The organism is Streptomyces thioluteus (assembly GCF_039535865.1).
On record NZ_BAAAXZ010000027.1, the window covers coordinates 1 to 22,524 of the forward strand.

Below are 22,524 nucleotides of genomic sequence, written 5' to 3' on the forward strand. Positions count from 1 at the left end.
GCCGCCCTGCCCAGACGGTGAATACCTCGTTTCGGTGGAGTCCCACGATCGTCAATCGTCCATCAAGACCTGAACAGGAACAGCCACGCCCACGACGCGTCCCCGTCCAGGCCCGTGAAACCACACCGGGTGGATCCCGTACCGCGACCTCTCCACCGGCCGCTGCCGGCAGCCGCGCAGCCTGAGGCCGATCGCGAACTCCGCCTCCAGGCGGCAGAATTCCGCCTCCGTCAACGTCGTCGTCGACACGTCGCCCTCCGTGGCGAAGTCCTGCGGCGGCGGGGGCGGGTCGCTGCGCGTCGCCGTCCGGGTCAGCCCGGTGAAACGGCCCTCCGCGCGTCGGCCGTCCGCCGACACCGTCAGGTGGACGACGGACTCGTGCGCCCCGTACCGCGACCGCCACGTCGTGACGAGAGCCGTCGCGTTCACGCGGCCACCGCCCAGCGCGGGCGGCGCCGGAGCAGCCGGGAGCGGGCCTCCAGGAAGCGGGTACCGAGCGTCGCGATCGCCGTCGCCGCGGCGACGGAGCGGTCCGTCCGGTCCGGGGGGTCGTTCTCCGGCATGCGGAGCGGGCCGTACGCGCCGTAGCGCTCCACGCCGCAGGCGACGCAGCGCTTGGCGCCGTCGGCGAGCGGGGTCCAGCCGTGCTGGTGGGTGCAGTCGTTCACGGCCGCCCCCGCCGGGTGGCCGCCGCCAGCTCCTCGCGGGTCGCGGGGCGGAGCGCCTCGGGCGGCGCGTCCCATTCCCGGCCGCCGCCGGGCGGGCGTACGTAGACGCGGGGGCCCATGCGGGCCATGACCTGTGCGAGCTTCGCGCTACGGGTGTCTACGACGTAGGCGCCTTCGCGGTACGTCATGGGAATCCCTTCGGGGGTGGGGGTTTGCGATGGGCCTCCAGCGTCGTGGGGGAGTGACTAGCTTCGGAAGGGTCTGCGAGAGGTCAGCAAGACTGTTGGGAACGGGAGTAGTCATGGCCAAGGGGCATGGTCCGAAAGCGGAGTTCGGGTGGGAGTTCTTCGGCTCGGAGCTGCGACGTCATCGTGAGGATGCTGGTCTGACACAACAGGAGTTGGGTGAGCGGGGTGTTCTGCACCGGCTCGTACATCGGCCAGTTCGAGACGGCCAAGCGCAGGCCGCAGCCGGACATGGCACAGCGACTCGATGTGGAGCTGAAGACGGGTGGGCTCCTGGAACGGATGTGCCGGGAACTCTTGAGGCGGAAGCCACCGCGCCGTGACTACTTCGCAGGGGCGAGGCAGCTCGAAGAACGTGCCCTCACAATCCAGGAGTACGCGCCGGTGTTCGTTCCCGGCCTCTTGCAGACCGAGGCGTACGCCCGAGCTCTCTTTCGTGCCGGGCTGCCCTTCGCCACGGGCGAGGACATCGACGAGCGGGTGGCTGCCCGATTGGCGCGCCAGAAGCTCCTTTCAGCATCCAACAGAGCCGATGTTCTGGGTCGTTCTGGACGAGAACGTAATTCGACGCAGGGTCGGTGGCGCGGCTGTGATGGGCGAGCAGTTGTCGCACGTCGCCGCCCTGGCGGAGCGACGGCGTATCGGCCTGCAGGTGTTGCCCTTCGACGTGGGCGTCCCGCCAGTCAGCGGGATGCTCAGCCTCATGACTTTCGAGGACGCTCCTCCGGTGGCGTACTCCGAAGGGACCCGATCCGGCGAGGTGATGGACGACCCGGAGTGGGTCACGGGCCTGGAGCAGTCATACGGCTATGTGCGGGCTGCTGCATTCTCGCCGGAACGGTCTTTGGCGCTTGTCCAGCAAGTGGCGAAGGAGTGCGTGAACGGGCAATGAGGCCCTGTTGGCCCACGCATCTGCGCCTCGGATCCCTTGGAGCTCCTGGGCAGCACAATAGGCGTTGTCCCGGCCTGGGGCTCCAAGCCGCCCTGCGGGCTTGGACTCCGGGCAACCGGGTCGTTCAGCGCTCAGCGCCACGGCCTGAGCACCCGTATCTCGTCGCGGAGCTGCATGACCTGCGAGTCGATCCCGCGGTAACCGGTCCGGAATCTGGTGCACACGGTTCAGCTCGACGTATCCGGCCTCCAGCTTGCCCAGCAGGTCGCCGAGGCCGTGCAGGCGGGCCGCCAGGGCCTGCCGCCGTGGGTCCATGGGGTTGACCCAGGTCAGTTCCTGCTCCGCCGCCGCGAACGACGCGAGCGCGCGCGCTCGCGGGCCGGGGCGATCCGGGACCGCAGGTCCTGCATGGTGGGCTGCGTCTCCCGGATGCTCCGGAGCAGACTGTCCAGGCCCTTCAGGGCCGAGGCGTTGTCCTTCAGGTACCGCTTGAAGTGCTTGACGGCAGCCGTCACCGTGTCGAGGTCCGCTTCCGCCAGGCCGGTCTCGTTCCACGGCGCGCGCATCTGCCCGTACTCCGTGGTCGCCGCGTGATGGTGGTCCTGGACCGCGCTCATGCCGTCCAGCGGCTCCCGTGCCGCCTTCCTGGGCATCCCGGGTGTGTCCAGGACCTCCTCGAACAGGCGGCGGGCCTCGAGGAGCTCGTCCATCCGGAAGCCGAAGGCCACATGCGCCTGGTCTGCGCGCCGGATCAGGTCCGCGAGTTCCTTGCGGCGCTGCGTGAGCCTGTCGGCGGTGTGGGCGGGGCGGCTACGGTCTCGCCACCACATCAGCTGCTCGCACGGGCCAACGCATCGCGGACCTCCGCGACTTGTACCTCGACATCGCGGTACAGGTCGGTGAACTTCCGTCCGGGGGTCACCTCCACGCGGCCGGCGTCCAGTTCGCGCAGCCGGTCCTCGGCGGCGTGCAGCCGGGCCTCCAAGGCGTACCGGCCCTGTGCCGCCGAGCCGCCTGCCCAGGCGAGCTCGGTACGGGCGGCCGCGAGGGAGGCCTGGACACGCTCCCGGATCGGCGCGATCTTGCCGGGCAGTTCCGCCAGCTTGTCCCGCAGTCCGGCCATGACGTCGATCGTCTCGGTCAGCGATTCGAGGAGCTCGGAGCCGAGCTCGGTGAGGTCACGGAAATGCCCGGCCGCCTCGGCGAGCGCCGCGGCATCTTCGGTCTCGGGGTGACGCCAGAGGGCGCGGGCCTCGTCGTAGCCGGTCCGTGCCTCCCGGCAGGGTGCGATCGCCTGCTGCCCCGCCGCCAGCTGTGCTCGTACGGTGTTCACGGGCAGGCCGTTGCCGCGGCCGAGCAGGGAACGGATCTCCTCCAGGGCGTCCTCGAAGCGAGCGGTCTCCTGGTCGAGTCGCGCGTACGTCCGACCCGCCAGCTCCGTCCGCGTCCATCAGCTCCTCGTGGGCCGCAGCCCAGAGCTGACCCTCCGTCCTGCGCCGCCGCCCCCCACATGACCGTCTCCTTAGCCCCACCGGGAATCAGCCCCCCATCTGGAGCGATCTTATGTTCGACTGGTGGGTGGTGTGCGGCGTTCGCGGCGTTGTCCCCTGAGGGGACGGGGTGTCAGGGCGTCGCGTTAAATTACAGGGACGATCGCACACGCTCCGGGTTATCTCGCGACAGATGCGTCGGAGATGGTACGGACGGGCAAAGAGTCGGCGCTGAACACGTGGGGGTGGCATGAGCGAGGAGGTCGTGGTGTCCGGGGGAGCGCTGAGATGAGCCCGCAGAGGGAGCGTCTGGCGGATGTCGTGGCCGCGACGGTGGAGGTGGCGGGCGAGTCCGGGCAGGCGGGTGCCTTCACGGACGAGGTCGCCGCGGCGCTGGCCTCGGTCATAGGGAAGCTGGCCGACAAGGCGGTGGACGCCGCCGAGGTGAGCGGCTTCGTCAGCGGGTGGCAGGAGGCGGTCGAGGCGCTGCGCGAGGCGGACGGGGACGCCGTCACCGCGGGTGCTCAGGTGTACCGGATGCCGGGGTGGGGGACCCCGGGCGGTTCGGCGGGAGCGACGACCGACGCCTGACCCAGCCGTGCCCTTTCGTGCGCGGGTGCGCCCCACAACCGGTGACCGGTTGTGGGGCGCATGTCGATGTGGTCGCCGTATATCTGTAGAGGGGTCAGCGCTCGTGCGTCCGGCGGGTGGCGCGTTCCGCGGCGAAGACGTCCTCCAGCCGGAAGAGATGCGCACGGCCGCGTCGTCCCGCCGGGGCCAAGTGCTTCAACTGGACCCATTTACGGATGGTGTCGGGGACGACCGCCACCTCCTGGGCGGCGATGGCCGCGGTCACCAGAGTCGTCGTCATCGCGTCGTCCCTTCCTCGTCCTGGGCTGCCGTCAGCTCTGGGAGATCGCCCTCCGTCGCCTCCGCGAGCTGTCGCCACTCGGCGCGTACCCAGGAGTGGCGGTGCCGGCCGTCCGTACGGCAGCGGCAGGCGGGATCGGCGCAGCGGCAGCCGGGGTTGACGCAGAGGACGGTCTCGCGGTGCGGGAAGACGCGCAGGGAGACGGAGTCGCAGTGGAGGCAGCGGCCGCGTACCCGTACGGGGGTCTCCGCGTCGCCCAGGGCGAGGGAGCAGCGACGGGCCATGCGACGGGCTTCGGAGCGGACGTGGTCGGCGAGGGCGGGGTCGGCGGCGATGTCGTCCAACAGCCCCAGGAGACGGGTGAGTCGCTGCTCCACCGTGCCGCGCTGCGGGCGGGGCAGGCGCAGCTTCTCGCGGACGGCCTCGTCCAACTCCACCACGCCGTCGCTGATGTCGCGGATGGTGTCGGAGATGAAGAGGCGGATGGGCAGGGAGGGGCCCGCTGGCCCGCCGCTCCGGCCGAGGGGGGACGGGGCGGAGGTGCGGCCGGGGGCGAGCTCGCGGCCCAGCTCGGGGAACTGACGCAGCAGGATGCCCAGCCAGACGGCGGCGCTGTCGGGGCGGCGGGGGGAGTCGGTCATGGCTGCTCCTGCGGTTCGAGGGGCGACGGCGAGGGCTTCGGGGATCGCGACCTGCCGGCCGTTGCGCCAGAGAAGGCCGCCGCAGACACCGTCGAACAGGTTGTCGCCCGGGGCGACGGCGTCGAGGCAGGGGCGGCGTACGGGGCAGACGGCGCAGGCGCGCAGGGCGGGGAGCGCGGCCTTGGCGCGGCGGGCGAAGACGGTCTGCGCGGGCAGGCCCGAACAGGCGGCGCGGGCGCGCCAGTCGAGGTCGGCGGGGTCGGTGGGAGAGAAGGCGCGGAGGGAGGCGGGTGCGGGCATGAGACGGGTGGTCCCTATCGGGCATGGGGTGGAGCGGTGGCGGGACTGCTTGTTGCGGCTGCGCAATCAACAGTAGCCCGATTGCGTGCGAGCGCGCAACAAAGTGATCCGGAAGGTGCCCTGCGCGATCGCGCCGTGCGGCGCGTTGGGCACCGGTTGAGCAGGAATTTGCCTCGGCGGGGTGGCCGGTTGCGGACACGCACGTCAATCTGGTTATTGCGTGCGCGATCGGACGGTATGGTCTGTGCTGCGGAGGGAGCGTGCTATGGGCGAAAAGGGCTCGGAGATGGAGCGGTTCGCGAGCTGGGTCGAGGATCTGATGCGTCGCCGCGGGTATGACATCGACAGCCCGCGCGGCGGCGGGAGGTCACGACTGGCCGAGGACGCCGGGGTGCATCGCGCCGCGGTGACCCGGCTGTTGCAGCGGCAGAGCCTGCCGGACCTGGAGACGATGCGGGCCCTGGCGCGCGTGCTCGGGGTCGGGCTGCGGGACATGCTGATCCAGTCCGGCCGGGTCGAGCCGGAGGACCTGCCGCTGCCGGACGCGGAGGAGCGGAACAAGGGGAAGCGGGTCACTCCCGCGCAGGCGGCCGAGCTGCTCGGCGTCCCGGAGACCCACCGCCGGCAGTTCGTCGAGATGACGGAGATGATCCTGGCGGTCAGCGGCGCGCGGCCGGACGATCCGCGCAGCGCGCAGTGGGGCGCTTCGGCTCAGCGCTGACCCGGTGCCGACCCGGCGCTGACCTGGTGCGGGTCCGGTGCCGACCTGGTGTCGGGCCGGGACCGGCCCCGGCGTCGGGCCGGGGCGTCCCGATGTGCCGCACCCCTGTACGGGTGTCAACATTGGACATATGTGGCACATCGGTACGTCCTCCGCGTGTGCATTTGTTTTGACCGTGGCCCATGCTGTAGGTACGCTCTGACCTTGTGCCTGGGGTGTCCCTGGGCTCTTGTGCGTGCCTTCAGACCGCATGAGAGGCCGGGCCCGAACGGTCCTCAACGGGGCCCGAACGGTTCAAAGACGCCGAAATCTGCACCAATCCGCCTCGCGCGGAGGTCTGCAGTACTCGACACGCCCGACCGCGTGGGTCGGAGCCGCGTTCCAGGTTAGTTTTATCGTGATCGGCACACAGAAACCGGAGAAGTAGTGCCTACGATCCAGCAGCTGGTCCGAAAGGGCCGGCAGGACAAGGTCGAGAAGAACAAGACGCCCGCACTCGAGGGTTCGCCCCAGCGTCGTGGCGTCTGCACGCGTGTTTTCACGACCACCCCGAAGAAGCCGAACTCGGCCCTCCGTAAGGTCGCGCGTGTGCGTCTGACCAGCGGCATCGAGGTCACCGCTTACATTCCGGGTGAGGGCCACAACCTGCAGGAGCACTCCATCGTGCTCGTGCGTGGTGGCCGTGTGAAGGACCTGCCGGGTGTTCGCTACAAGATCATCCGCGGCTCCCTCGACACGCAGGGCGTCAAGAACCGTAAGCAGGCTCGCAGCCGCTACGGCGCCAAGAAGGAGAAGTAAGAATGCCTCGTAAGGGCCCCGCCCCGAAGCGCCCGGTCATCATCGACCCGGTTTACGGCTCCCCTCTGGTGACGTCGCTGATCAACAAGATCCTCCTGCACGGCAAGCGCTCCACCGCCGAGCGCATCGTGTACGGCGCCATGGAGGGTCTCCGCGAGAAGACCGGCAACGACCCGGTCATCACGCTGAAGCGCGCGCTTGAGAACGTCAAGCCCGCCCTCGAGGTCAAGTCCCGCCGTGTCGGTGGCGCGACCTACCAGGTGCCGGTCGAGGTCCGTCCGGGCCGCGCCTCCACCCTCGCGCTCCGCTGGGTCGTCGGTTACTCCCGCGCCCGTCGCGAGAAGACGATGACCGAGCGTCTCATGAACGAGCTCCTGGACGCCTCCAACGGCCTGGGCGCTGCGGTCAAGAAGCGCGAGGACACGCACAAGATGGCCGAGTCCAACAAGGCCTTCGCGCACTACCGCTGGTAGTCGCTACCCCCATCGAGAACCGAGAGAAGACTGAGCCATATGGCCACCACTTCGCTTGACCTGGCCAAGGTCCGCAACATCGGGATCATGGCCCACATCGACGCGGGCAAGACGACCACCACCGAGCGGATCCTGTTCTACACCGGTGTTTCGTACAAGATCGGTGAGGTCCACGATGGCGCTGCCACCATGGACTGGATGGAGCAGGAGCAGGAGCGTGGCATCACGATCACGTCTGCCGCGACGACCTGCCACTGGCCGCTGAACAACGTCGACCACACCATCAACATCATCGACACCCCGGGCCACGTCGACTTCACCGTCGAGGTGGAGCGTTCGCTGCGCGTGCTCGACGGTGCCGTGACGGTGTTCGACGGCGTTGCCGGTGTTGAGCCGCAGTCCGAGACGGTCTGGCGTCAGGCCGACCGTTACGGCGTGCCCCGCATCTGCTTCGTGAACAAGCTGGACCGCACCGGTGCCGAGTTCCACCGCTGTGTCGACATGATCGTCGACCGCCTGGGCGCGGTTCCGCTGGTCATGCAGCTGCCGATCGGTGCCGAGGCCGACTTCAAGGGCGTGGTCGACCTCGTCCAGATGAAGGCGCTGGTCTGGTCCGCCGAGGCCGCCAAGGGCGAGATGTACGACGTCGTCGACATCCCGGACACCCACACCGAGGCTGCCGAGGAATGGCGCGGCAAGCTCCTCGAGGGCGTCGCCGAGAACGACGAAGAGATGATGGAGCTGTTCCTGGAGGGCAAGGAGCCCACCGAGGAGCAGCTGATGGCGGCCATCCGCCGCATCACCCTCGCGTCGAAGGGCGGCGGCGACTCCGTCACCGTCACCCCGGTGTTCTGTGGCACCGCGTTCAAGAACAAGGGCGTTCAGCCCCTGCTCGACGCGGTCGTGCGCTACCTGCCGTCGCCGCTGGACATCGAGGCCGTTGAGGGCCACGCGGTCAGCAACGCCGACGAGATCGTCAAGCGCAAGCCGTCCGACGACGAGCCGTTCGCGGGCCTTGCGTTCAAGATCATGAGCGACCCGCACCTCGGCAAGCTCACCTTCGTCCGGGTTTACTCGGGCCGCATGACGGCGGGCACCCAGGTGCAGAACTCCGTCAAGGGCAAGAAGGAGCGCATCGGCAAGATCTACCGGATGCACGCGAACAAGCGTGAGGAGATCGAGTCGGTGGGTGCCGGTGACATCGTCGCCGTCATGGGTCTGAAGCAGACCACCACCGGTGAGACCCTCTGCGACGCCGCGAACCCGGTGATCCTGGAGTCGATGGACTTCCCGGCGCCGGTCATCCAGGTCGCCATCGAGCCCAAGTCCAAGGGTGACCAGGAGAAGCTGGGTGTCGCCATCCAGCGTCTCGCGGAGGAGGACCCCTCCTTCCAGGTCCACACGGACGAGGAGACGGGCCAGACCATCATCGCGGGTATGGGCGAGCTGCACCTCGACGTGCTGGTCGACCGTATGCGCCGTGAGTTCAAGGTCGAGGCCAACGTCGGCAAGCCGCAGGTCGCGTACCGCGAGACGATCCGCAAGGCCGTCGAGCGTATCGACTACACGCACAAGAAGCAGACTGGTGGTTCCGGCCAGTTCGCCAAGGTGCAGATGGCGATCGAGCCCCTCGAGGGCGACGGCTACGAGTTCGAGAACAAGGTCACCGGTGGCCGCATCCCGCGGGAGTACATCCCGTCCGTGGACGCCGGTTGCCAGGAGGCCATGGAGTTCGGTGTTCTGGCCGGCTACCCGCTGACCGGCGTCAAGGTGACGCTGCTCGACGGTGCCTACCACGACGTCGACTCCTCCGAGCTCGCGTTCAAGATCGCCGGTTCCATGGCGTTCAAGGAGGGTGCTCGCAAGGCGTCTCCGGCTCTGCTCGAGCCGATGATGTCCGTCGAGGTCACCACCCCCGAGGACTACATGGGCGATGTCATCGGTGACATCAACTCCCGCCGTGGCCAGATCCAGGCCATGGAGGACCGTCACGGCGCCAAGCTCGTCAAGGGCCTGGTTCCGCTGTCGGAGATGTTCGGCTACGTCGGAGACCTCCGCAGCAAGACCTCGGGTCGCGCAAGCTACTCGATGCAGTTCGACTCCTACGCCGAGGTTCCGCGGAACGTCGCCGAGGAGATCATCGCGAAGGCCAAGGGCGAGTAATCAGCTCCCGTCTCCACAGACGAGACTGACGCTTTAGGCTTGACACCGAACGTCGGGGCATACCGCCGTGAATCGTGAGAAAGCAGTTCATTCGGCTCTCTTCCGGTCTGCGGCGGATGCCCCGGCGGGCGGCATCCCAGCAAAGATCCCTGGCGCCGACGAAGTAAGGCGTACAGAAACTCCCAGGAGGAACCCGTGGCGAAGGCGAAGTTCGAGCGGACTAAGCCGCACGTCAACATCGGCACCATCGGTCACGTTGACCACGGTAAGACCACTCTTACCGCGGCCATCACCAAGGTGCTGCACGACGCTCACCCGGAGCTGAACCCCTTCACGCCGTTCGACCAGATCGACAAGGCGCCCGAGGAGCGGCAGCGCGGTATCACCATCTCGATCGCGCACGTCGAGTACCAGACCGAGTCGCGTCACTACGCCCACGTTGACTGCCCGGGTCACGCGGACTACATCAAGAACATGATCACCGGTGCCGCCCAGATGGACGGCGCGATCCTCGTGGTCGCCGCGACCGACGGTCCGATGCCGCAGACCAAGGAGCACGTGCTCCTGGCCCGCCAGTCCGGCGTTCCGTACATCGTTGTCGCCCTGAACAAGGCCGACATGGTGGACGACGAGGAGATCCTGGAGCTCGTCGAGCTCGAGGTCCGTGAGCTCCTCAACGAGTACGAGTTCCCGGGCGACGACGCTCCGGTCGTCAAGGTCTCGGCGCTGAAGGCGCTCGAGGGCGACGCCGAGTGGGGCCAGTCGGTCATGAACCTCATGAACGCTGTCGACGAGAACATCCCGCAGCCCGAGCGTGACGTCGACAAGCCGTTCCTGATGCCGATCGAGGACGTCTTCACGATCACCGGTCGTGGCACCGTCGTCACCGGTCGTATCGAGCGTGGTGTCCTGAAGGTCAACGAGACCGTCGACATCATCGGCATCAAGACCGAGAAGACCACCACCACGGTCACCGGCATCGAGATGTTCCGCAAGCTGCTCGACGAGGGCCAGGCCGGTGAGAACGTCGGTCTGCTCCTCCGTGGCATCAAGCGCGAGGACGTCGAGCGCGGCCAGTGCATCATCAAGCCGGGTTCGGTCACCCCGCACACCGAGTTCGAGGCCACGGCCTACATCCTGTCGAAGGACGAGGGTGGCCGTCACACCCCGTTCTTCAACAACTACCGTCCGCAGTTCTACTTCCGTACGACTGACGTGACCGGTGTTGTGACCCTCAAGGAGGGCACGGAGATGGTCATGCCCGGCGACAACGCCGAGATGTCCGTCTCCCTGATCCAGCCGGTCGCGATGGAGGAGGGCCTGCGCTTCACCATCCGTGAGGGCGGCCGCACCGTCGGCGCCGGCCAGGTCACCAAGATCAACAAGTAAGTTTTGCGACTTGCCTGTGGTCTGACCTAGCGGTCGAGCGGAGGGCCCGTACACCTTGGTGTACGGGCCCTTTTGCGTGGGTGGGTGCGGGTGCGTTGGCTTCGCGGGGAGGTGCCCCTGGCCCGCCCTTTCACCGTTTCCTCCGGGGCGGAGCCCCGAAATCAGCCCGTCCGGCGCTTGAGGACAATGCGGCGGAGCCGCATTGCGGGGTCCGGGGCGGAGCTCCGCCCTGACCGCGCGGAGCGCGGTGTCGGGCCCCGGGGCGGAGACCCGGAGGAAACGGTGAAAGGGCGGGGCGAGGGGCTTCTCCTACTGGCGCCAGATCCAGGGCGCCGCGTCCGCGCCCATCGCCACCACCGCCAGGCGCTGCGCGCCGTCCGCGTGCAGGGACGGTGTGCCGACGGGGACCGGGCGGTCGCGTACGACCGTCGGGTGCGCGTCGTCCGAGGCGGCGTCCGTCAGCTGCGCGTGGCCGTCCAGGGCGCGGCCCAGGACCATCAGGGCGTCGTCGTGGCCGCGCCGGGGGAGCGGGACGGCCGTGAGCGCGCCGTAGCCGCGCAGGTCGCGGACCGCCGAGCGGTCCAGCCGCTCGACGTCCGAGCCGCCCGTGAGGCGGTACGCCGCCGGCTCCGCGGACGCCGGCTCGCGGTACACGACCGTCACCTTTCCGTCGGGGCCGACGGATGCCGCGACCGGGTCGCCCGCCGGCTGCGGCAGCCCGTCCAGCGGCAGGAACCGCATGGGCGCGCCGGGGGACTCCTGGGCCCAGTGGTGGACCGTGTCGCGGCCCGCGCCGAAGACGTGGACGCAGTGGTCGCGGTCCAGCAGGACCGTCAGGCCCTCCTGGATCTCCTGGCCGCCCAGGTTGCGCCACTTGCCCCACTTGCCGTTCGGCTCGCGGACGCGCGTGGAGACGCCCTTGCCCGCGTTGCGGACGAAGAGATGGACGCGGCCGTCGGGGGTGGCGGCCGCGGCCGGCATGCCGACGCGGCGGCCGCGGTCGGGGTGGTGCTCCGGGTTGCCGAGGCCCGTCCAGGCCGTGAAGGGGCCGCCGGGGGAGCGCTGCCCCAGGGCGACGATCTCGCGGGTGTCGGCGCGTCCCTCGCCCTCCAGGGCCGAGAAGCGCATCGCGAAGACGAGGCGGCGGCCGGCGGAGTCGAGGACCGTGGCGAGCGCGGGGGCCAGGGGGCCGCCGCCGAGGTTCTGCGGGGCGCCCCAGCGGCCGCTGCCCGGCGAGGTCTCCTGCCAGCGCACGGCGTGCAGGCCGAGCACCCCGTACGCCTCCAGGCGCCCGGACTTGTCGCTGTCGACGACGGGCGTCGCGCCCGGGTGCCGGTAGTGGGTGGAGCGGATCCAGCCCTTGCGGTTCTTCAGCGGGCGGTCGCCGCCCTGGCCGTAGTCGCCGCAGCCGCCGTCGTTGCCGCAGTGCCAGGTCGGCTCGCCGCCGTACTCGCGGACCAGCCGGTGCTTCTGCTCGACGATCTCCTTGGGGAGGCCGTGCGGCCAGCGCTGGTTGTAGTAGCCGCGGAAGGACGTGGTGACGAAGCGCGGCGGGTGCCCGCCCCGCTTGGTCGCGTCGGCGACCCACTGGGAGAGCGCCTTCCAGGTGAAGAGCGCGGTCGGGGTGTGGTCGCGGTGGTCGGAGCACGCCCCGTAGTCGTTGTCCTTGGGGTGCGTGGCGTCGTGGACCTGGAAGTCCGGGTCGGGGTCCATGGTGTGGACCACGGTGGGGCGGAAGCGGTCCATGATCGCGGCCAGCGCGTCCACCAGGGTGCTGTGCCGGTAGGTGCTGACCGTGGTGCACGGCGAGCCCTTGGCCACCAGCGACTCCATCCGCGCCCCCACCTCGTTCCACAGCTGGGGGAGGCGGGTGTTGTGCTCGGAGAGCATCGCGATGTTGAGGAAGACCAGCCGCACCCGGCGGCCGTCGGCCGTGAGCTCGTTGGTCTCGGCCTTGACGCCGCCCGGCAGGTCCATGACGGATCTGTCCCCACCGGGTGAAGCGGTCCTTGCCGATCATCACCGCGTAGGCCTGGCGGAGGCCCTGGTGGCGCGAGGAGGAGTAGGCGGCCTTGTCGTGGTGCTTCTTCTGCGCGGGGGGCATGCCCTCGACCCAGTTCTGCCCTATGGCCTCGCCGGCCGTCACGTAGACGGAGACCACGGGCACGCCCGCCCGCACCAGGTGCTGGGCGTCGGGGTTCATGAAGAACAGGTCGTCGTCGGGGTGGGCCATGACCTGGAGCAGCAGCGGGCCCTTGGGGTCGTCGAACGGCCGGGTGGACCGCGGGTCCACGGCGCGGACGGGGGAGGGGCGGGCGGCGCCCCGGCCGGATCCGCTGTCACTGCATCCCGCGGCCGTGACGGCGGTCACGGCCGCGATTCCGGCGAGCACAGCCCGGCGCGGGACCGGACGAGCGTTCTGGTACGGAACGGCTCTGCGCTGTGAGATGTTCAACTACCTGACTCCGCTTCGTTGTCCAGCGCCCCCCAGCTGTGTGAAGGGACGGGGAAGAGGCCCGGCGGGTTGCCCAAGTCGTGACAAAGCCTGGTCCCCCGATGGGGGGCGGCCCGGGATTGGGCACCATGGCGTGGCGGGGCGACCCTTAGAGGATCTTCGGCGGGAGATGACCGTTCTGGCCGGGAATGTCGGCCAGGCGGTTTGACATCTGCGCCGGTGGAGGTACCGTCTTCGGCTTCGATTGGCGCCGCTTCGGACCCGTATGGCACACTGTTCAGGTTGCTCGGTTGAGTGCCGATGCTGCGCGCCTCCCGCCGGGAGGACTGGAAGCGAGTCCCGCAGTACTCGTCACCCCATGCTGTACATCGAGAGGTGTAGGGGTGGAAGTACGGGAATCTTCCGGGAAGTGTCAGCGGGGCCCCAACCAGGCACTCGGTGGGTGTTCTTCCCCCACAAACCCCTTGAGCAGGGATCTTCCTTCGGGGAGATCTGCTGGAAGGGGCGCGACACGCCCGACCGCGTGGGTCGGAGGTGGAGTGGGGAGGGGCCGTGCGGCCGCACAGCCCGCCGAGTTCCGGAGCGTTACGAGAGACAGGACTACTGAGTAGCCATGGCGGGACAGAAGATCCGCATCCGGCTCAAGGCCTACGACCACGAGGTCATCGACTCCTCGGCGAAGAAGATCGTCGAGACGGTGACCCGCACTGGTGCGTCGGTCGCGGGCCCGGTGCCGCTGCCCACTGAGAAGAACGTGTACTGCGTCATCAAGTCGCCGCACAAGTACAAGGACTCGCGCGAGCACTTCGAGATGCGCACGCACAAGCGCCTCATCGACATCCTCGACCCCACGCCGAAGACGGTTGACTCGCTCATGCGACTCGACCTGCCGGCTGGCGTCGACATCGAGATCAAGCTCTGAGGTGACGCGCGAGATGGCTAAGAACATTAAGGGCGTCCTGGGCGAGAAGCTCGGCATGACCCAGGTCTGGGACGAGAACAACCGTGTCGTCCCGGTGACCGTCGTCAAGGCCGGGCCCTGCGTCGTCACCCAGGTCCGCACCAACGACAGCGACGGCTACGAGTCGGTCCAGATCGCCTTCGGCGAGATCGACCCGCGCAAGGTGAACAAGCCCCTCAAGGGTCACTTCGCCAAGGCCGACGTCACCCCGCGCCGCCACCTGGTGGAGCTGCGTACCGCTGACGCCAGCGAGTACACGCTCGGCCAGGAGATCACCGCCGCCGTGTTCGAGTCGGGCGTCAAGGTTGACGTCACCGGCAAGAGCAAGGGCAAGGGCTTCGCCGGTGTCATGAAGCGCCACAACTTCCGTGGCCTCGGCGCCGGGCACGGCACCCAGCGCAAGCACCGCTCCCCCGGTTCGATCGGTGGCTGCGCCACCCCGGGCCGTGTGTTCAAGGGCCTCCGCATGGCGGGCCGCATGGGCAACGAGCGGGTCACCACCCAGAACCTGACCGTCCACGCCGTTGACGCGGAGAAGGGCCTGCTCCTCATCAAGGGCGCGGTTCCTGGTCCGAACGGCGGCCTCGTCCTGGTCCGTACCGCGGCCAAGGGGGCCTGAGGTAACGATGAGCACCATTGACATCCTTTCGCCGGCAGGCGACAAGGCCGGGACCGTCGAGCTCCCCTCGGAGATCTTCGACGCGAAGGTCAGCGTTCCGCTGATCCACCAGGTCGTCGTCGCCCAGCTGGCCGCTGCCCGTCAGGGCACGCACAAGACCAAGACCCGTGGCGAGGTCCGCGGCGGTGGCAAGAAGCCGTACCGCCAGAAGGGCACCGGTCGCGCCCGTCAGGGTTCGACCCGCGCGCCGCAGTTCGCCGGTGGTGGCGTCGTGCACGGTCCCGTGCCGCGTGACTACTCGCAGCGGACCCCGAAGAAGATGAAGGCCGCCGCCCTGCGCGGTGCCCTCACCGACCGGGCGCGCCACTCCCGCATCCACGTCGTTTCCGGCGTGGTCGAGGGTGCGGTTTCCACCAAGGCCGCCAAGGTCCTGCTCGGCAAGATCTCGGAGCGCAAGAACGTGCTCCTGGTCGCCGACCGGTCCGACGAGGCCGCGTGGCTCTCCGCCCGCAACCTGCCCCAGGTTCACATCCTGGAGCCGGGCCAGCTGAACACGTACGACGTGCTCGTCTCCGACGACGTGGTCTTCACCCAGGCCGCCTTCGAGTCCTTCGTGTCTGGCCCCAAGGCCGTTGAGACCGAAGGGAGCGAGGCCTGATGACTGAGGCCGTCGTCACCAGCAAGACGTTCTCGGACCCGCGCGACCTCCTGGTCAAGCCGGTCGTCTCCGAGAAGAGCTACGCGCTGCTGGACGAGAACAAGTACACGTTCATCGTCGACCCGCGCGCCAACAAGACCCAGATCAAGCAGGCCGTCGAGGCGGTCTTCTCGGTCAAGGTCACCGGGGTCAACACGATCAACCGGCAGGGTAAGCGCAAGCGCACCAAGACCGGTTTCGGCAAGCGTGCCAACACCAAGCGCGCCATCGTGACCCTCGCCGAGGGCGACCGAATCGACATCTTCGGCGGTCCGACCGCCTAAGGGCGGTCTGGATCGTCCGGAAATCGGACGAGGACTGAGAAATGGGTATCCGCAAGTACAAGCCGACGACCCCGGGCCGTCGTGGCTCCAGCGTCGCCGACTTTGTCGAGATCACGCGGTCCACGCCGGAGAAGTCGCTGGTCCGCCCCCTGCACAGCAAGGGCGGCCGTAACAACGCCGGTCGTGTGACCGTTCGCCACCAGGGTGGTGGCCACAAGCGCGCCTACCGCGTGATCGACTTCCGTCGTCACGACAAGGACGGCGTGCCGGCCAAGGTCGCTCACATCGAGTACGACCCGAACCGCACCGCGCGCATCGCGCTGCTCCACTACGTGGACGGCGAGAAGCGCTACATCATCGCGCCGCGCGGGCCCTCGGCCAGGGCGACCGGATCGAGAACGGCCCCACGGCCGACATCAAGCCGGGCAACAACCTGCCGCTGCGCAACATCCCCGTGGGTACGACCATCCACGCCATCGAGCTGCGTCCCGGCGGCGGTGCGAAGATCGCCCGCTCCGCCGGTTCCTCCGTGCAGCTGCTGGCGAAGGAGGGCGTCATGGCCCACCTGCGCATGCCGTCCGGTGAGATCCGCCTGGTCGACGTCCGCTGCCGCGCCACTGTCGGCGAGGTCGGCAACGCCGAGCAGTCGAACATCAACTGGGGCAAGGCCGGCCGTATGCGCTGGAAGGGCGTTCGCCCGACCGTCCGCCGGTGTCGCGCATGAACCCGGTTGACCACCCGCACGGTGGTGGTGAGGGCAAGACCTCCGGTGGTCGCCACCCGGTCTCCCCGTGGGGTCAGAAGGAGGGTCGTACTCGTTCTCCAAGAAGGCGAGCAACAAGTACATCGTCCGCCGCCGCAAGACGAACAAGAAGCGCTAGGAGCGGGTTTAGATGCCGCGTAAGTCTCAAGAAGGGACCCTTCGTCGACGGACACCTCCTCAAGAAGGTGGACGCTCAGAACGAAGCCGGTACCAAGAACGTCATCAAGACCTGGTCCCGTCGCTCCATGATCGTGCCGGCCATGCTCGGCCACACGCTCGCGGTGCACAACGGCAAGACGCACGTCCCGGTGTTCGTCACCGAGTCGATGGTCGGCCACAAGCTCGGCGAGTTCTCGCCGACCCGCACCTTCCGCGGCCACGTCAAGGACGACCGCAAGTCGAAGCGCCGCTAAGCGGGGTGCGAACGACTATGACTGACACCGAAGGGACAACCATGGAAGCCAGGGCCCAGCGCGGTACATCCGCCGTCACGCCCATGATGGCCCGCCGCGTGGTGCGACCTCATCCGTGGCGATGGACGCCACGAGCTCAGGCGTCCTGCGTTCGCCCAGCAAGGCTCGCAAGAAGCGTGACACGGTGGCAGGTGCTAGTGGACAGCGCCATGCCAACGCCGCTGCACAGACTACGCCACACGGCGCTGTCGTCGCTTGTACATCAGCGAGCAGTTCGTGGACGAGGGCCGACCGCTGAGCGGTTCCGTCCGCGTGCTCAGGGCCGTGCCTACCGGTCCGCAAGCGGACCAGCCACATCACCGTGGTCGTCAGCAGCAAGGAAGGAACGGTAAGCGCCAGAGGTTAAACCGCACGGAGGTCCCGGCTCGGCATCATCCACGCAAAGACTTCAAGTCCCGCTGGTACGCGACAAGCTGTACAAGGACTACGTCAAGGAAGACGGTTGCATTCGTCGCATGATGACGAAGGGCATGGAGCGCGCCGGTATCTCGAAGGTTGAGATCGAGCGCACCGCGCGACCCGCGTCACGTTGACATCCACACCGCTCGTCCGGGCATCGCATCATCGGCCGCCGCGGCGCAGAGGCGGACCAGCATCCGCGGCGAGCTGGAGAAGCTGACCGGCAAGCAGGTCCAGCTGAACATCCTCGAGGTCAAGAACCCGAGCGTCGACGCTCAGCTGGTGGCCCAGGCCGTCGCAGAGGCAGCTGTCTCCCGCGTCTCCTTCCGTCGCGCCATGCGTAAGAGCATGCAGTCGACGATGAGGCCGGCCGCCAAGGGCATCAAGATCCAGTGTGGTGGCCGTCTCGGCGGCGCCGAGATGTCCCGCTCGGGAGTTCTACCGCGAGGGCCGTGTGCCCTGCACACGCTCCGCCGCGCGAACGTCGACTACGGCTTCTTCGAGGCCAAGACCACCTCGGCCGCATCGGCGTGAAGGTCTGGATCTACAAGGGCGACGTCAAGAACATCGCCGAGGTCCGCGCACGAGATACGCCGCCGCCCGTGGCGCGGCAACCGCGCCGTCCCTGTGGCGGCCGGCGACCGTCGGCCCTGTGGCCGTGGCTGGCGAGGCGGTGCGCGGCTCGCGCGCCGCAAGCCGCAGCAGAACGCCGCTTGCCGAGGCCCCCAAGGCGAGGCCCGCTGCCGCTGCTCCGGCTGAGTCCACCGGATACGGAGGCCTGACCGACATGCTGATCCCTCGCAGGGTCAAGCACCGCAAGCTAGCACCACCCAAGCGCGAACGGCCATGGCCAAGGGTGGCACCGAGCTCGCCTCGGTGCGTACGGCATCCAGGCCCTCACCCGGCTACGTGACGCACCGCGCCAGATCGATTGCGCCTCGTATCGCCATGTACACTCGCCACATCAAGCGTGTGGCTGTGCAAGAGTCTAGGATCCAACATCTACCGGACCCGTCCCTCACCAGAGAAGCCGCCCGTGAGACGCATGTGTGGTTCCGTAAGGGTTCGCCGGAGTGGTGGAGTCTGCGACGTCACACCCGGGCCGGGTCATGTGTGTCAGAGCTGTCCTTCCCAGAACGAGAGGTCGCGGCCGTGAGGCCTCACTCGCGCAGCCGCTACAAGCTGCCTGATGAAGTGCCCGCGATTTGTCGGCAAGCGCGAGGCAGGTGATGTCGTGATGGCGCACGCTCGGTATCCGAGAGGCGTGCCGAGCTGCGGCGACCTGACTGACGAGGAGGCTGCGTCGCGAAGCTCCGCGAATGGCCAAGGAAGAGCTGTTCAACCTCGCTTCCAGGCGGCGACGCGGCCAGCTCGAGAAGCCACGGTCGGCTGAAGGCCGCTCCGCAAGGACATCGCGCAGGTATCTGCACCCTGGATGCGCGAAGCGTCGATGCTGGGCCTGCGAGACGCGGTGGAGTGCGCGCGCCTGATGAGCGAGAGCAGAAGCGTGGCCTGAGACGAGCGCGTGAGGCGCGCGGTTTCCGCACAGAGCCCCGCGCGTGGGTCTCGTCGTCAGCGACAAGATGGACAGACGTCGTCGTCGCCGTCGAGGACCGCCTTCAAGCACGGTCGCTGTACGCGCAAGGTCATACCGCCGTATCTTGAACGATGCTTGCCAAGGCGACACGACGAGCAGAACGCCGCGGCTGCCACGTCGCGACCGCATGTCCTCCTCAGTGAGACCGGTCGCTGTCGGCGCCCGAAGCGCTGTGGCGCGCGTCGTCGAGATCCTCGAGAAGGCCAAGTAGGTAATTCCGCGCAGGGAATTCCGTCCGTACGTACTTCGCTTGCGGGTCTTCCTCGGCAGGACAGTTCCGCCGGGGAGGCTTCGGACGTCCGGGCCTGCTCTGCTGTGAGCGCCACTCCCGCGGAACCGGCGTAGACGATACGGAGAGAGAGCGTGTGATCCAGCAGGAGTCGCGACTGATCGCGTGCGTCGCCGACAACACTGGTGCCAAGGTGAAAGTCCTTGCATGCCGTGTCCTATATGCTCGTGGCTCGCGGTCGACGCGCTATCGCGGGCATACGGTGACTGTCATCGCTCGCCACCGTCAAGTGTGACAGCGTATCCCGTGGCAACGTGAAGAGGTGGACGTCGTCAATGGCGGTCATCGTTCGCACGCGTCTCAGGAGCGGACCGCCTCCGGCGTGCCTGCGTACATGCCGCTTCGACGCGAGAAGCGCCGCGTCATCCTCAAGAACGATGCGCGTGACCCCTCAGTCGCACCACGCGATCTCTCGGCCGCGTCGTGCGCGAGCTAGCGCCAGAGAAGTCATGAAGATCGTCTCGCTCGCGTCCGGAGTGTGTGCTGGCTAAGCAGTGAGATCGAAGCAAGGGCGACCTGGTCCAGGTCATGTCACGGCACGGGACTGAAGGGCATGAGCAGGCAAGGTCCATCGCGGCCTTCCCCGCCGAGTGCCGCGTGCTGGTCGAGGGTGCTCAACCGGGCCAAATCAAGATAGCAGCACCCAATCGAGCCGGGTACCAGACCGCGCTCAAGCGCTCCAGGCCGCCAGGCATCGGTGACCACCAGATGCCCGATCCGCCGTGTGCACTAGCAACGTTCAGCTGGTCGTGAGAAGGACGGCAACGAACGAGGCGTCGACCCGCGTCGGTTAACCGTCGACGACACAACGGAACAAGATCCGCGTTGCCAAGCGCACCGGTGAGGACATCTGATGACTGCACCCACCACGTCGCCGCGTCTCAAGCAGCGCTACCGCGAGAGATCTCGGCGCAAGCTGCGTGAGGAGTTCTCCTACGAGAACGTCATGCAGGTTCCCGGCCTGACCAAGATCGTGGTCAACATGGGTGTGGGCGACGCCGCCCGCGACTCCAAGCTGATCGACGGCGCCATCCGCGACCTCACCACGATCACCGGCAGAAGCCGCCGTCACCAAGGCTCGCAAGTCCATCGCGCAGTTCACAGCTGCGTGAGGGCCAGCCTGATCGGTGCCCACGTCACCTCCGTGGCGACCGCATGTGGGAGTTCCTGGACCGCACCCTGTCGCTCGCGCTCCCGCGCATCCGCGACTTCCCGCTGTCCCCAAGCAGTCGACGGCCGTGGCACTACACCTCGGTCTCACGGAGCAGGTCATGTTCCACGAGATCGACCAGGACAAGATCGACCGCGTCCGGGGTATGGACATCACCGTGGTCACCACGGCGACCAACGACGACGAGGGCCGCGCCCTCCTTCGTCACCTCGGCTTCCCGTTCAAGGAGGCGTGAGCGAGATGGCGAAGAAGTCCCTCATCGCTAAGGCCGCGCGCAAGCCGAAGTTCTCGGTCCGCGCGTACACCCGCTGCAACCGCTGCGGCCGGCCGCACTCCGTTTACCGCAAGTTCGGCCTCTGCCGCGTGTGCCTTCGTGAGATGGCTCACCGTGGCGAGCTGCCGGGCGTGACCAAGAGCTCCTGGTAACAACCCAGTTGGGTTGACCAGGACTCTCGGTAAGCAATCTGGACGCGGGAGCCCTTCCCGATACTCGCGTAGAGTTGAAGGGTTGGGCCCCCGCTGCCCAATTCGTCTTACTACGCCGTAGGTCCCCGCGCCGCACCCGTCCCGACCCAGATCGGGGAGAGGGATGGCGCACATAGGAAACCCCGGCGAGAGAGGCCGAAGGCCAAACATGACCATGACCGATCCGATCGCAGACATGCTGACCCGTCTGCGGAACGCGAACTCGGCTTACCACGACTCCGTGGCCATGCCCCACAGCAAGATCAAGGCGCACATCGCCGAGATCCTGCAGCAGGAGGGCTACATCGCCGGCTGGAAGGTCGAGGACGCCGAGGTCGGCAAGTCCCTCGTCGTCGACCTGAAGTTCGGTCCGAACCGTGAGCGCTCCATCGCGGGCATCAAGCGGATCTCGAAGCCGGGCCTCCGGGTCTACGCAAAGTCCACAACCTGCCGAAGGTCCTCGGGGCCTGGCGTGGCGATCATCTCCACGTCACGGTCTCCTGACCGTCAGCAGGCAGCAGAAGGGCGTGGGTGGGAAGTCCTCGCCGTACGTCTGGTAATGCGGAACGGAGGAATAGCTAATGTCGCGTATTGGCAAGCTGCCCATCCAGGTTCCCGCGGTGTGGACGTCACCATCGATGGCCGCTCGGTTCAGGTGAAGGGCCCCAAGGGCTCCCTCTCCCTCGAGCTCTCGGCGCCATCGCGATCGCCAAGGGTGAGGACGGCGTTCTGAACGTCACCCGCCGCACGACGAGCGTCAGAGCAAGGCCCTGCACGGTCTGTCCCGCACGCTGGTGGCGACATGATCACCGGCGTGACCCAGGGCTACGCAAGAAGCTCGAGATCAGCGGTGCGGTAACCGCGTACAGGCGAAGGGCTCAACCGTTGAGTTCGCGCCCTGGGTACAGCCACCCGATCCTGATCGAGGCCCCGAGGCATCACCTTCAGGTGAGTCCCGACCAGCTGACTGTCGAGGGCATCGACAAGCAGAAGGTCGGCGAGGTTCTGCCGCGAACATCCGCAAGCTGCGGAGCCCGACCCGTACAAGGCAAGGGCGTCAGTACGAGGGCGAAGTCACTCCGCCGCATAGTCGCGAAAGGCTGGTAAGTACGACTCATGCCATACGTGTCAAGATTGCTAAGGGCGACAGCGTACAGCGCGCCGCCAAGCAGCGCCGTCACATCCGTAGTCCGAGAGTACACCTTTCGGTACGGCTGGAGCGCCCTCGCCTGCGTGGTGACGCGTCCACCGTGGTGGCATCACCCGCCAGTCATCGACAGACCTCAAGAGGTCACACCCTGGCGTCGGCGTCCCACTGGACGCGTCGATCGTCGTGGCGAGGCGACAGAGCGCCCAGGAGCATAGAAGGTTGAGGCGCCTCTGCGTGCACGAGCGTGGGGCGTAGCGCGCCAAGGCCGCCGGGGTCGAGGCGTCGTGTTCGACCGCGCGCGTGGCAACCTGTACGCCGGGCGTCATTGCGCTCTGGCGGGACGCCCCGACGAAGATCGCTGAAGTCTAAGCCCCGTTCTCGGAGCTAGCAGACGTAACAGAGAGAGAGTATAATTCCAATGGCTGACCGCGAGCGCCGCGGAAGCGGTGACGGTGTCGGGACGAGGGAGGGACCGAAGGGGTACGCTGACGGTGGCGCTGCCGCCGAGAAGACGCGTAAGTGAGCGCGTAGTCGCGATGCACCTGCCGTC

21 protein-coding genes and 10 pseudogenes are annotated in these 22,524 nt (G+C 67.9%); 22 read left to right on the top strand and 9 right to left on the bottom strand.

Annotated elements, in window-relative coordinates; translation table 11 throughout:
* Positions 1-51 precede the first annotated feature (51 nt).
* The 3 genes from ABD794_RS03355 to ABD794_RS03365 are packed head-to-tail and all read right to left on the bottom strand — an operon-like array spanning position 52 to position 856.
* A complete protein-coding gene (locus ABD794_RS03355) occupies positions 52-429 on the bottom strand; it encodes a hypothetical protein (protein ID WP_344960824.1) in 378 nt (125 codons plus the stop codon).
* A complete protein-coding gene (locus ABD794_RS03360) occupies positions 426-668 on the bottom strand; it encodes a DUF6255 family natural product biosynthesis protein (RefSeq protein ID WP_344960825.1) in 243 nt (80 codons plus the stop codon). The genes ABD794_RS03355 and ABD794_RS03360 overlap by 4 nt, the downstream gene beginning before the upstream one ends.
* Entirely contained in the window at positions 665-856 is a 192-nt protein-coding gene (locus ABD794_RS03365) for a hypothetical protein (protein WP_344960826.1), read from the bottom strand. Before ABD794_RS03365 ends, ABD794_RS03360 begins: the two co-directional genes overlap by 4 nt.
* 339 nt (positions 857-1,195) lie before the next feature.
* Here ABD794_RS03365 and ABD794_RS03370 point away from each other — a divergent pair.
* Together ABD794_RS03370 and ABD794_RS03375 are read left to right on the top strand one after the other, a co-directional pair.
* Positions 1,196-1,363: pseudogene (locus ABD794_RS03370) on the top strand (Scr1 family TA system antitoxin-like transcriptional regulator); the annotation flags it as partial.
* An 82-nt stretch (positions 1,364-1,445) separates the two neighbouring features.
* Positions 1,446-1,805: a DUF5753 domain-containing protein gene (locus ABD794_RS03375; protein ID WP_344960827.1), complete on the top strand. Its 360-nt coding sequence runs from the start codon at positions 1,446-1,448 to the stop codon at positions 1,803-1,805.
* A gap of 329 nt (positions 1,806-2,134) precedes the next feature.
* Here ABD794_RS03375 and ABD794_RS03380 read toward each other — a convergent pair whose 3' ends face one another.
* Both ABD794_RS03380 and ABD794_RS03385 read right to left on the bottom strand, forming a co-directional pair.
* Positions 2,135-2,635 (bottom strand): hypothetical protein, encoded by a 501-nt coding sequence (locus tag ABD794_RS03380; protein ID WP_344960828.1) that lies wholly within the window; start codon positions 2,633-2,635, stop codon positions 2,135-2,137.
* Positions 2,635-3,138 carry a hypothetical protein gene (locus ABD794_RS03385; protein WP_344960829.1) on the bottom strand — a complete coding sequence of 168 codons (504 nt, stop codon included), beginning with the start codon at positions 3,136-3,138 and terminating at the stop codon, positions 2,635-2,637. Before ABD794_RS03385 ends, ABD794_RS03380 begins: the two co-directional genes overlap by 1 nt.
* 445 nt (positions 3,139-3,583) lie before the next feature.
* Between ABD794_RS03385 and ABD794_RS03390 the strand changes: the two genes are divergently transcribed.
* Positions 3,584-3,886, top strand: coding sequence for a hypothetical protein (locus ABD794_RS03390; RefSeq protein WP_344960830.1), 303 nt, complete (start codon positions 3,584-3,586; stop codon positions 3,884-3,886).
* 94 nt (positions 3,887-3,980) lie between these two features.
* On the opposite strand, the gene ABD794_RS03395 is transcribed toward ABD794_RS03390, so the two are convergent.
* Complete coding sequence (locus ABD794_RS03395) at positions 3,981-4,166, bottom strand: hypothetical protein (RefSeq protein ID WP_344960831.1); 186 nt, start codon at positions 4,164-4,166, stop codon at positions 3,981-3,983.
* Positions 4,163-5,107: a WhiB family transcriptional regulator gene (locus tag ABD794_RS03400; RefSeq protein WP_344960832.1), complete on the bottom strand. Its 945-nt coding sequence runs from the start codon at positions 5,105-5,107 to the stop codon at positions 4,163-4,165. Before ABD794_RS03400 ends, ABD794_RS03395 begins: the two co-directional genes overlap by 4 nt.
* A 265-nt stretch (positions 5,108-5,372) precedes the next feature.
* On the opposite strand from ABD794_RS03400, the gene ABD794_RS03405 reads away from it, so the two are divergent.
* The 5 genes from ABD794_RS03405 to tuf all read left to right on the top strand — a co-directional run bounded on the left by ABD794_RS03405 (position 5,373) and on the right by tuf (position 10,651).
* Positions 5,373-5,828: a helix-turn-helix domain-containing protein gene (locus ABD794_RS03405; protein WP_344960833.1), complete on the top strand. Its 456-nt coding sequence runs from the start codon at positions 5,373-5,375 to the stop codon at positions 5,826-5,828.
* 426 nt (positions 5,829-6,254) lie between these two features.
* Positions 6,255-6,626, top strand: coding sequence for a 30S ribosomal protein S12 (gene rpsL / locus ABD794_RS03410; protein ID WP_003948652.1), 372 nt, complete (start codon positions 6,255-6,257; stop codon positions 6,624-6,626).
* Between the two features lie 2 nt (positions 6,627-6,628).
* Positions 6,629-7,099, top strand: a complete 471-nt coding sequence (rpsG, locus tag ABD794_RS03415; protein ID WP_030368420.1) for a 30S ribosomal protein S7 — start codon at positions 6,629-6,631, stop codon at positions 7,097-7,099.
* 39 nt (positions 7,100-7,138) lie between these two features.
* Positions 7,139-9,262: an elongation factor G gene (gene fusA / locus ABD794_RS03420; protein WP_344960834.1), complete on the top strand. Its 2,124-nt coding sequence runs from the start codon at positions 7,139-7,141 to the stop codon at positions 9,260-9,262.
* 195 nt (positions 9,263-9,457) lie between these two features.
* Complete coding sequence (tuf, locus tag ABD794_RS03425; protein ID WP_185943959.1) at positions 9,458-10,651, top strand: elongation factor Tu; 1,194 nt, start codon at positions 9,458-9,460, stop codon at positions 10,649-10,651.
* A 309-nt stretch (positions 10,652-10,960) separates the two neighbouring features.
* Here tuf and ABD794_RS03430 read toward each other — a convergent pair whose 3' ends face one another.
* Together ABD794_RS03430 and ABD794_RS03435 are read right to left on the bottom strand one after the other, a co-directional pair.
* A complete protein-coding gene (locus ABD794_RS03430) occupies positions 10,961-12,628 on the bottom strand; it encodes a PLL family lectin (protein WP_344960835.1) in 1,668 nt (555 codons plus the stop codon).
* Between the two features lie 100 nt (positions 12,629-12,728).
* Positions 12,729-12,884 (bottom strand): annotated as a pseudogene (locus tag ABD794_RS03435) (PIG-L family deacetylase); the annotation flags it as partial.
* Positions 12,885-13,719: 835 nt separating this feature from the next.
* On the opposite strand from ABD794_RS03435, the gene rpsJ reads away from it, so the two are divergent.
* The 14 genes and pseudogenes from rpsJ (at position 13,720) to ABD794_RS03500 (ending at position 22,336) form a co-directional block, all read left to right on the top strand.
* Complete coding sequence (gene rpsJ / locus ABD794_RS03440) at positions 13,720-14,028, top strand: 30S ribosomal protein S10 (protein ID WP_003948644.1); 309 nt, start codon at positions 13,720-13,722, stop codon at positions 14,026-14,028.
* 13 nt (positions 14,029-14,041) lie between these two features.
* Entirely contained in the window at positions 14,042-14,686 is a 645-nt protein-coding gene (rplC, locus tag ABD794_RS03445) for a 50S ribosomal protein L3 (protein WP_030368416.1), read from the top strand.
* A 7-nt stretch (positions 14,687-14,693) separates the two neighbouring features.
* Entirely contained in the window at positions 14,694-15,344 is a 651-nt protein-coding gene (rplD, locus tag ABD794_RS03450) for a 50S ribosomal protein L4 (RefSeq protein WP_344960836.1), read from the top strand.
* On the top strand, positions 15,344-15,667 hold the full coding sequence (gene rplW / locus ABD794_RS03455) for a 50S ribosomal protein L23 (protein ID WP_030368414.1): 324 nt from the start codon (positions 15,344-15,346) through the stop codon (positions 15,665-15,667). Before rplD ends, rplW begins: the two co-directional genes overlap by 1 nt.
* 41 nt (positions 15,668-15,708) lie before the next feature.
* Positions 15,709-16,548: pseudogene (gene rplB, locus ABD794_RS03460) on the top strand (50S ribosomal protein L2).
* Between the two features lie 22 nt (positions 16,549-16,570).
* Positions 16,571-16,843: pseudogene (gene rpsS / locus ABD794_RS03465) on the top strand (30S ribosomal protein S19); the annotation flags it as partial.
* Positions 16,844-16,860: 17 nt separating this feature from the next.
* Positions 16,861-17,249: pseudogene (locus tag ABD794_RS03470) on the top strand (large ribosomal subunit protein uL22).
* Between the two features lie 149 nt (positions 17,250-17,398).
* Entirely contained in the window at positions 17,399-17,836 is a 438-nt protein-coding gene (gene rpsC / locus ABD794_RS18530; RefSeq protein WP_425585911.1) for a 30S ribosomal protein S3, read from the top strand.
* Between the two features lie 1,880 nt (positions 17,837-19,716).
* Positions 19,717-19,982: pseudogene (locus ABD794_RS18535) on the top strand (hypothetical protein).
* Positions 19,983-20,041: 59 nt separating this feature from the next.
* Positions 20,042-20,594 (top strand): annotated as a pseudogene (gene rplE / locus ABD794_RS03480) (50S ribosomal protein L5).
* 5 nt (positions 20,595-20,599) lie between these two features.
* On the top strand, positions 20,600-20,785 hold the full coding sequence (locus tag ABD794_RS03485; RefSeq protein WP_004946670.1) for a type Z 30S ribosomal protein S14: 186 nt from the start codon (positions 20,600-20,602) through the stop codon (positions 20,783-20,785).
* A 208-nt stretch (positions 20,786-20,993) separates the two neighbouring features.
* Positions 20,994-21,384, top strand: a pseudogene (gene rpsH / locus ABD794_RS03490) (30S ribosomal protein S8).
* A 21-nt stretch (positions 21,385-21,405) separates the two neighbouring features.
* A pseudogene (locus ABD794_RS03495) lies at positions 21,406-21,900 on the top strand (50S ribosomal protein L6); the annotation flags it as partial.
* Between the two features lie 45 nt (positions 21,901-21,945).
* Positions 21,946-22,336 (top strand): annotated as a pseudogene (locus ABD794_RS03500) (50S ribosomal protein L18).
* Positions 22,337-22,524 lie beyond the last annotated feature (188 nt).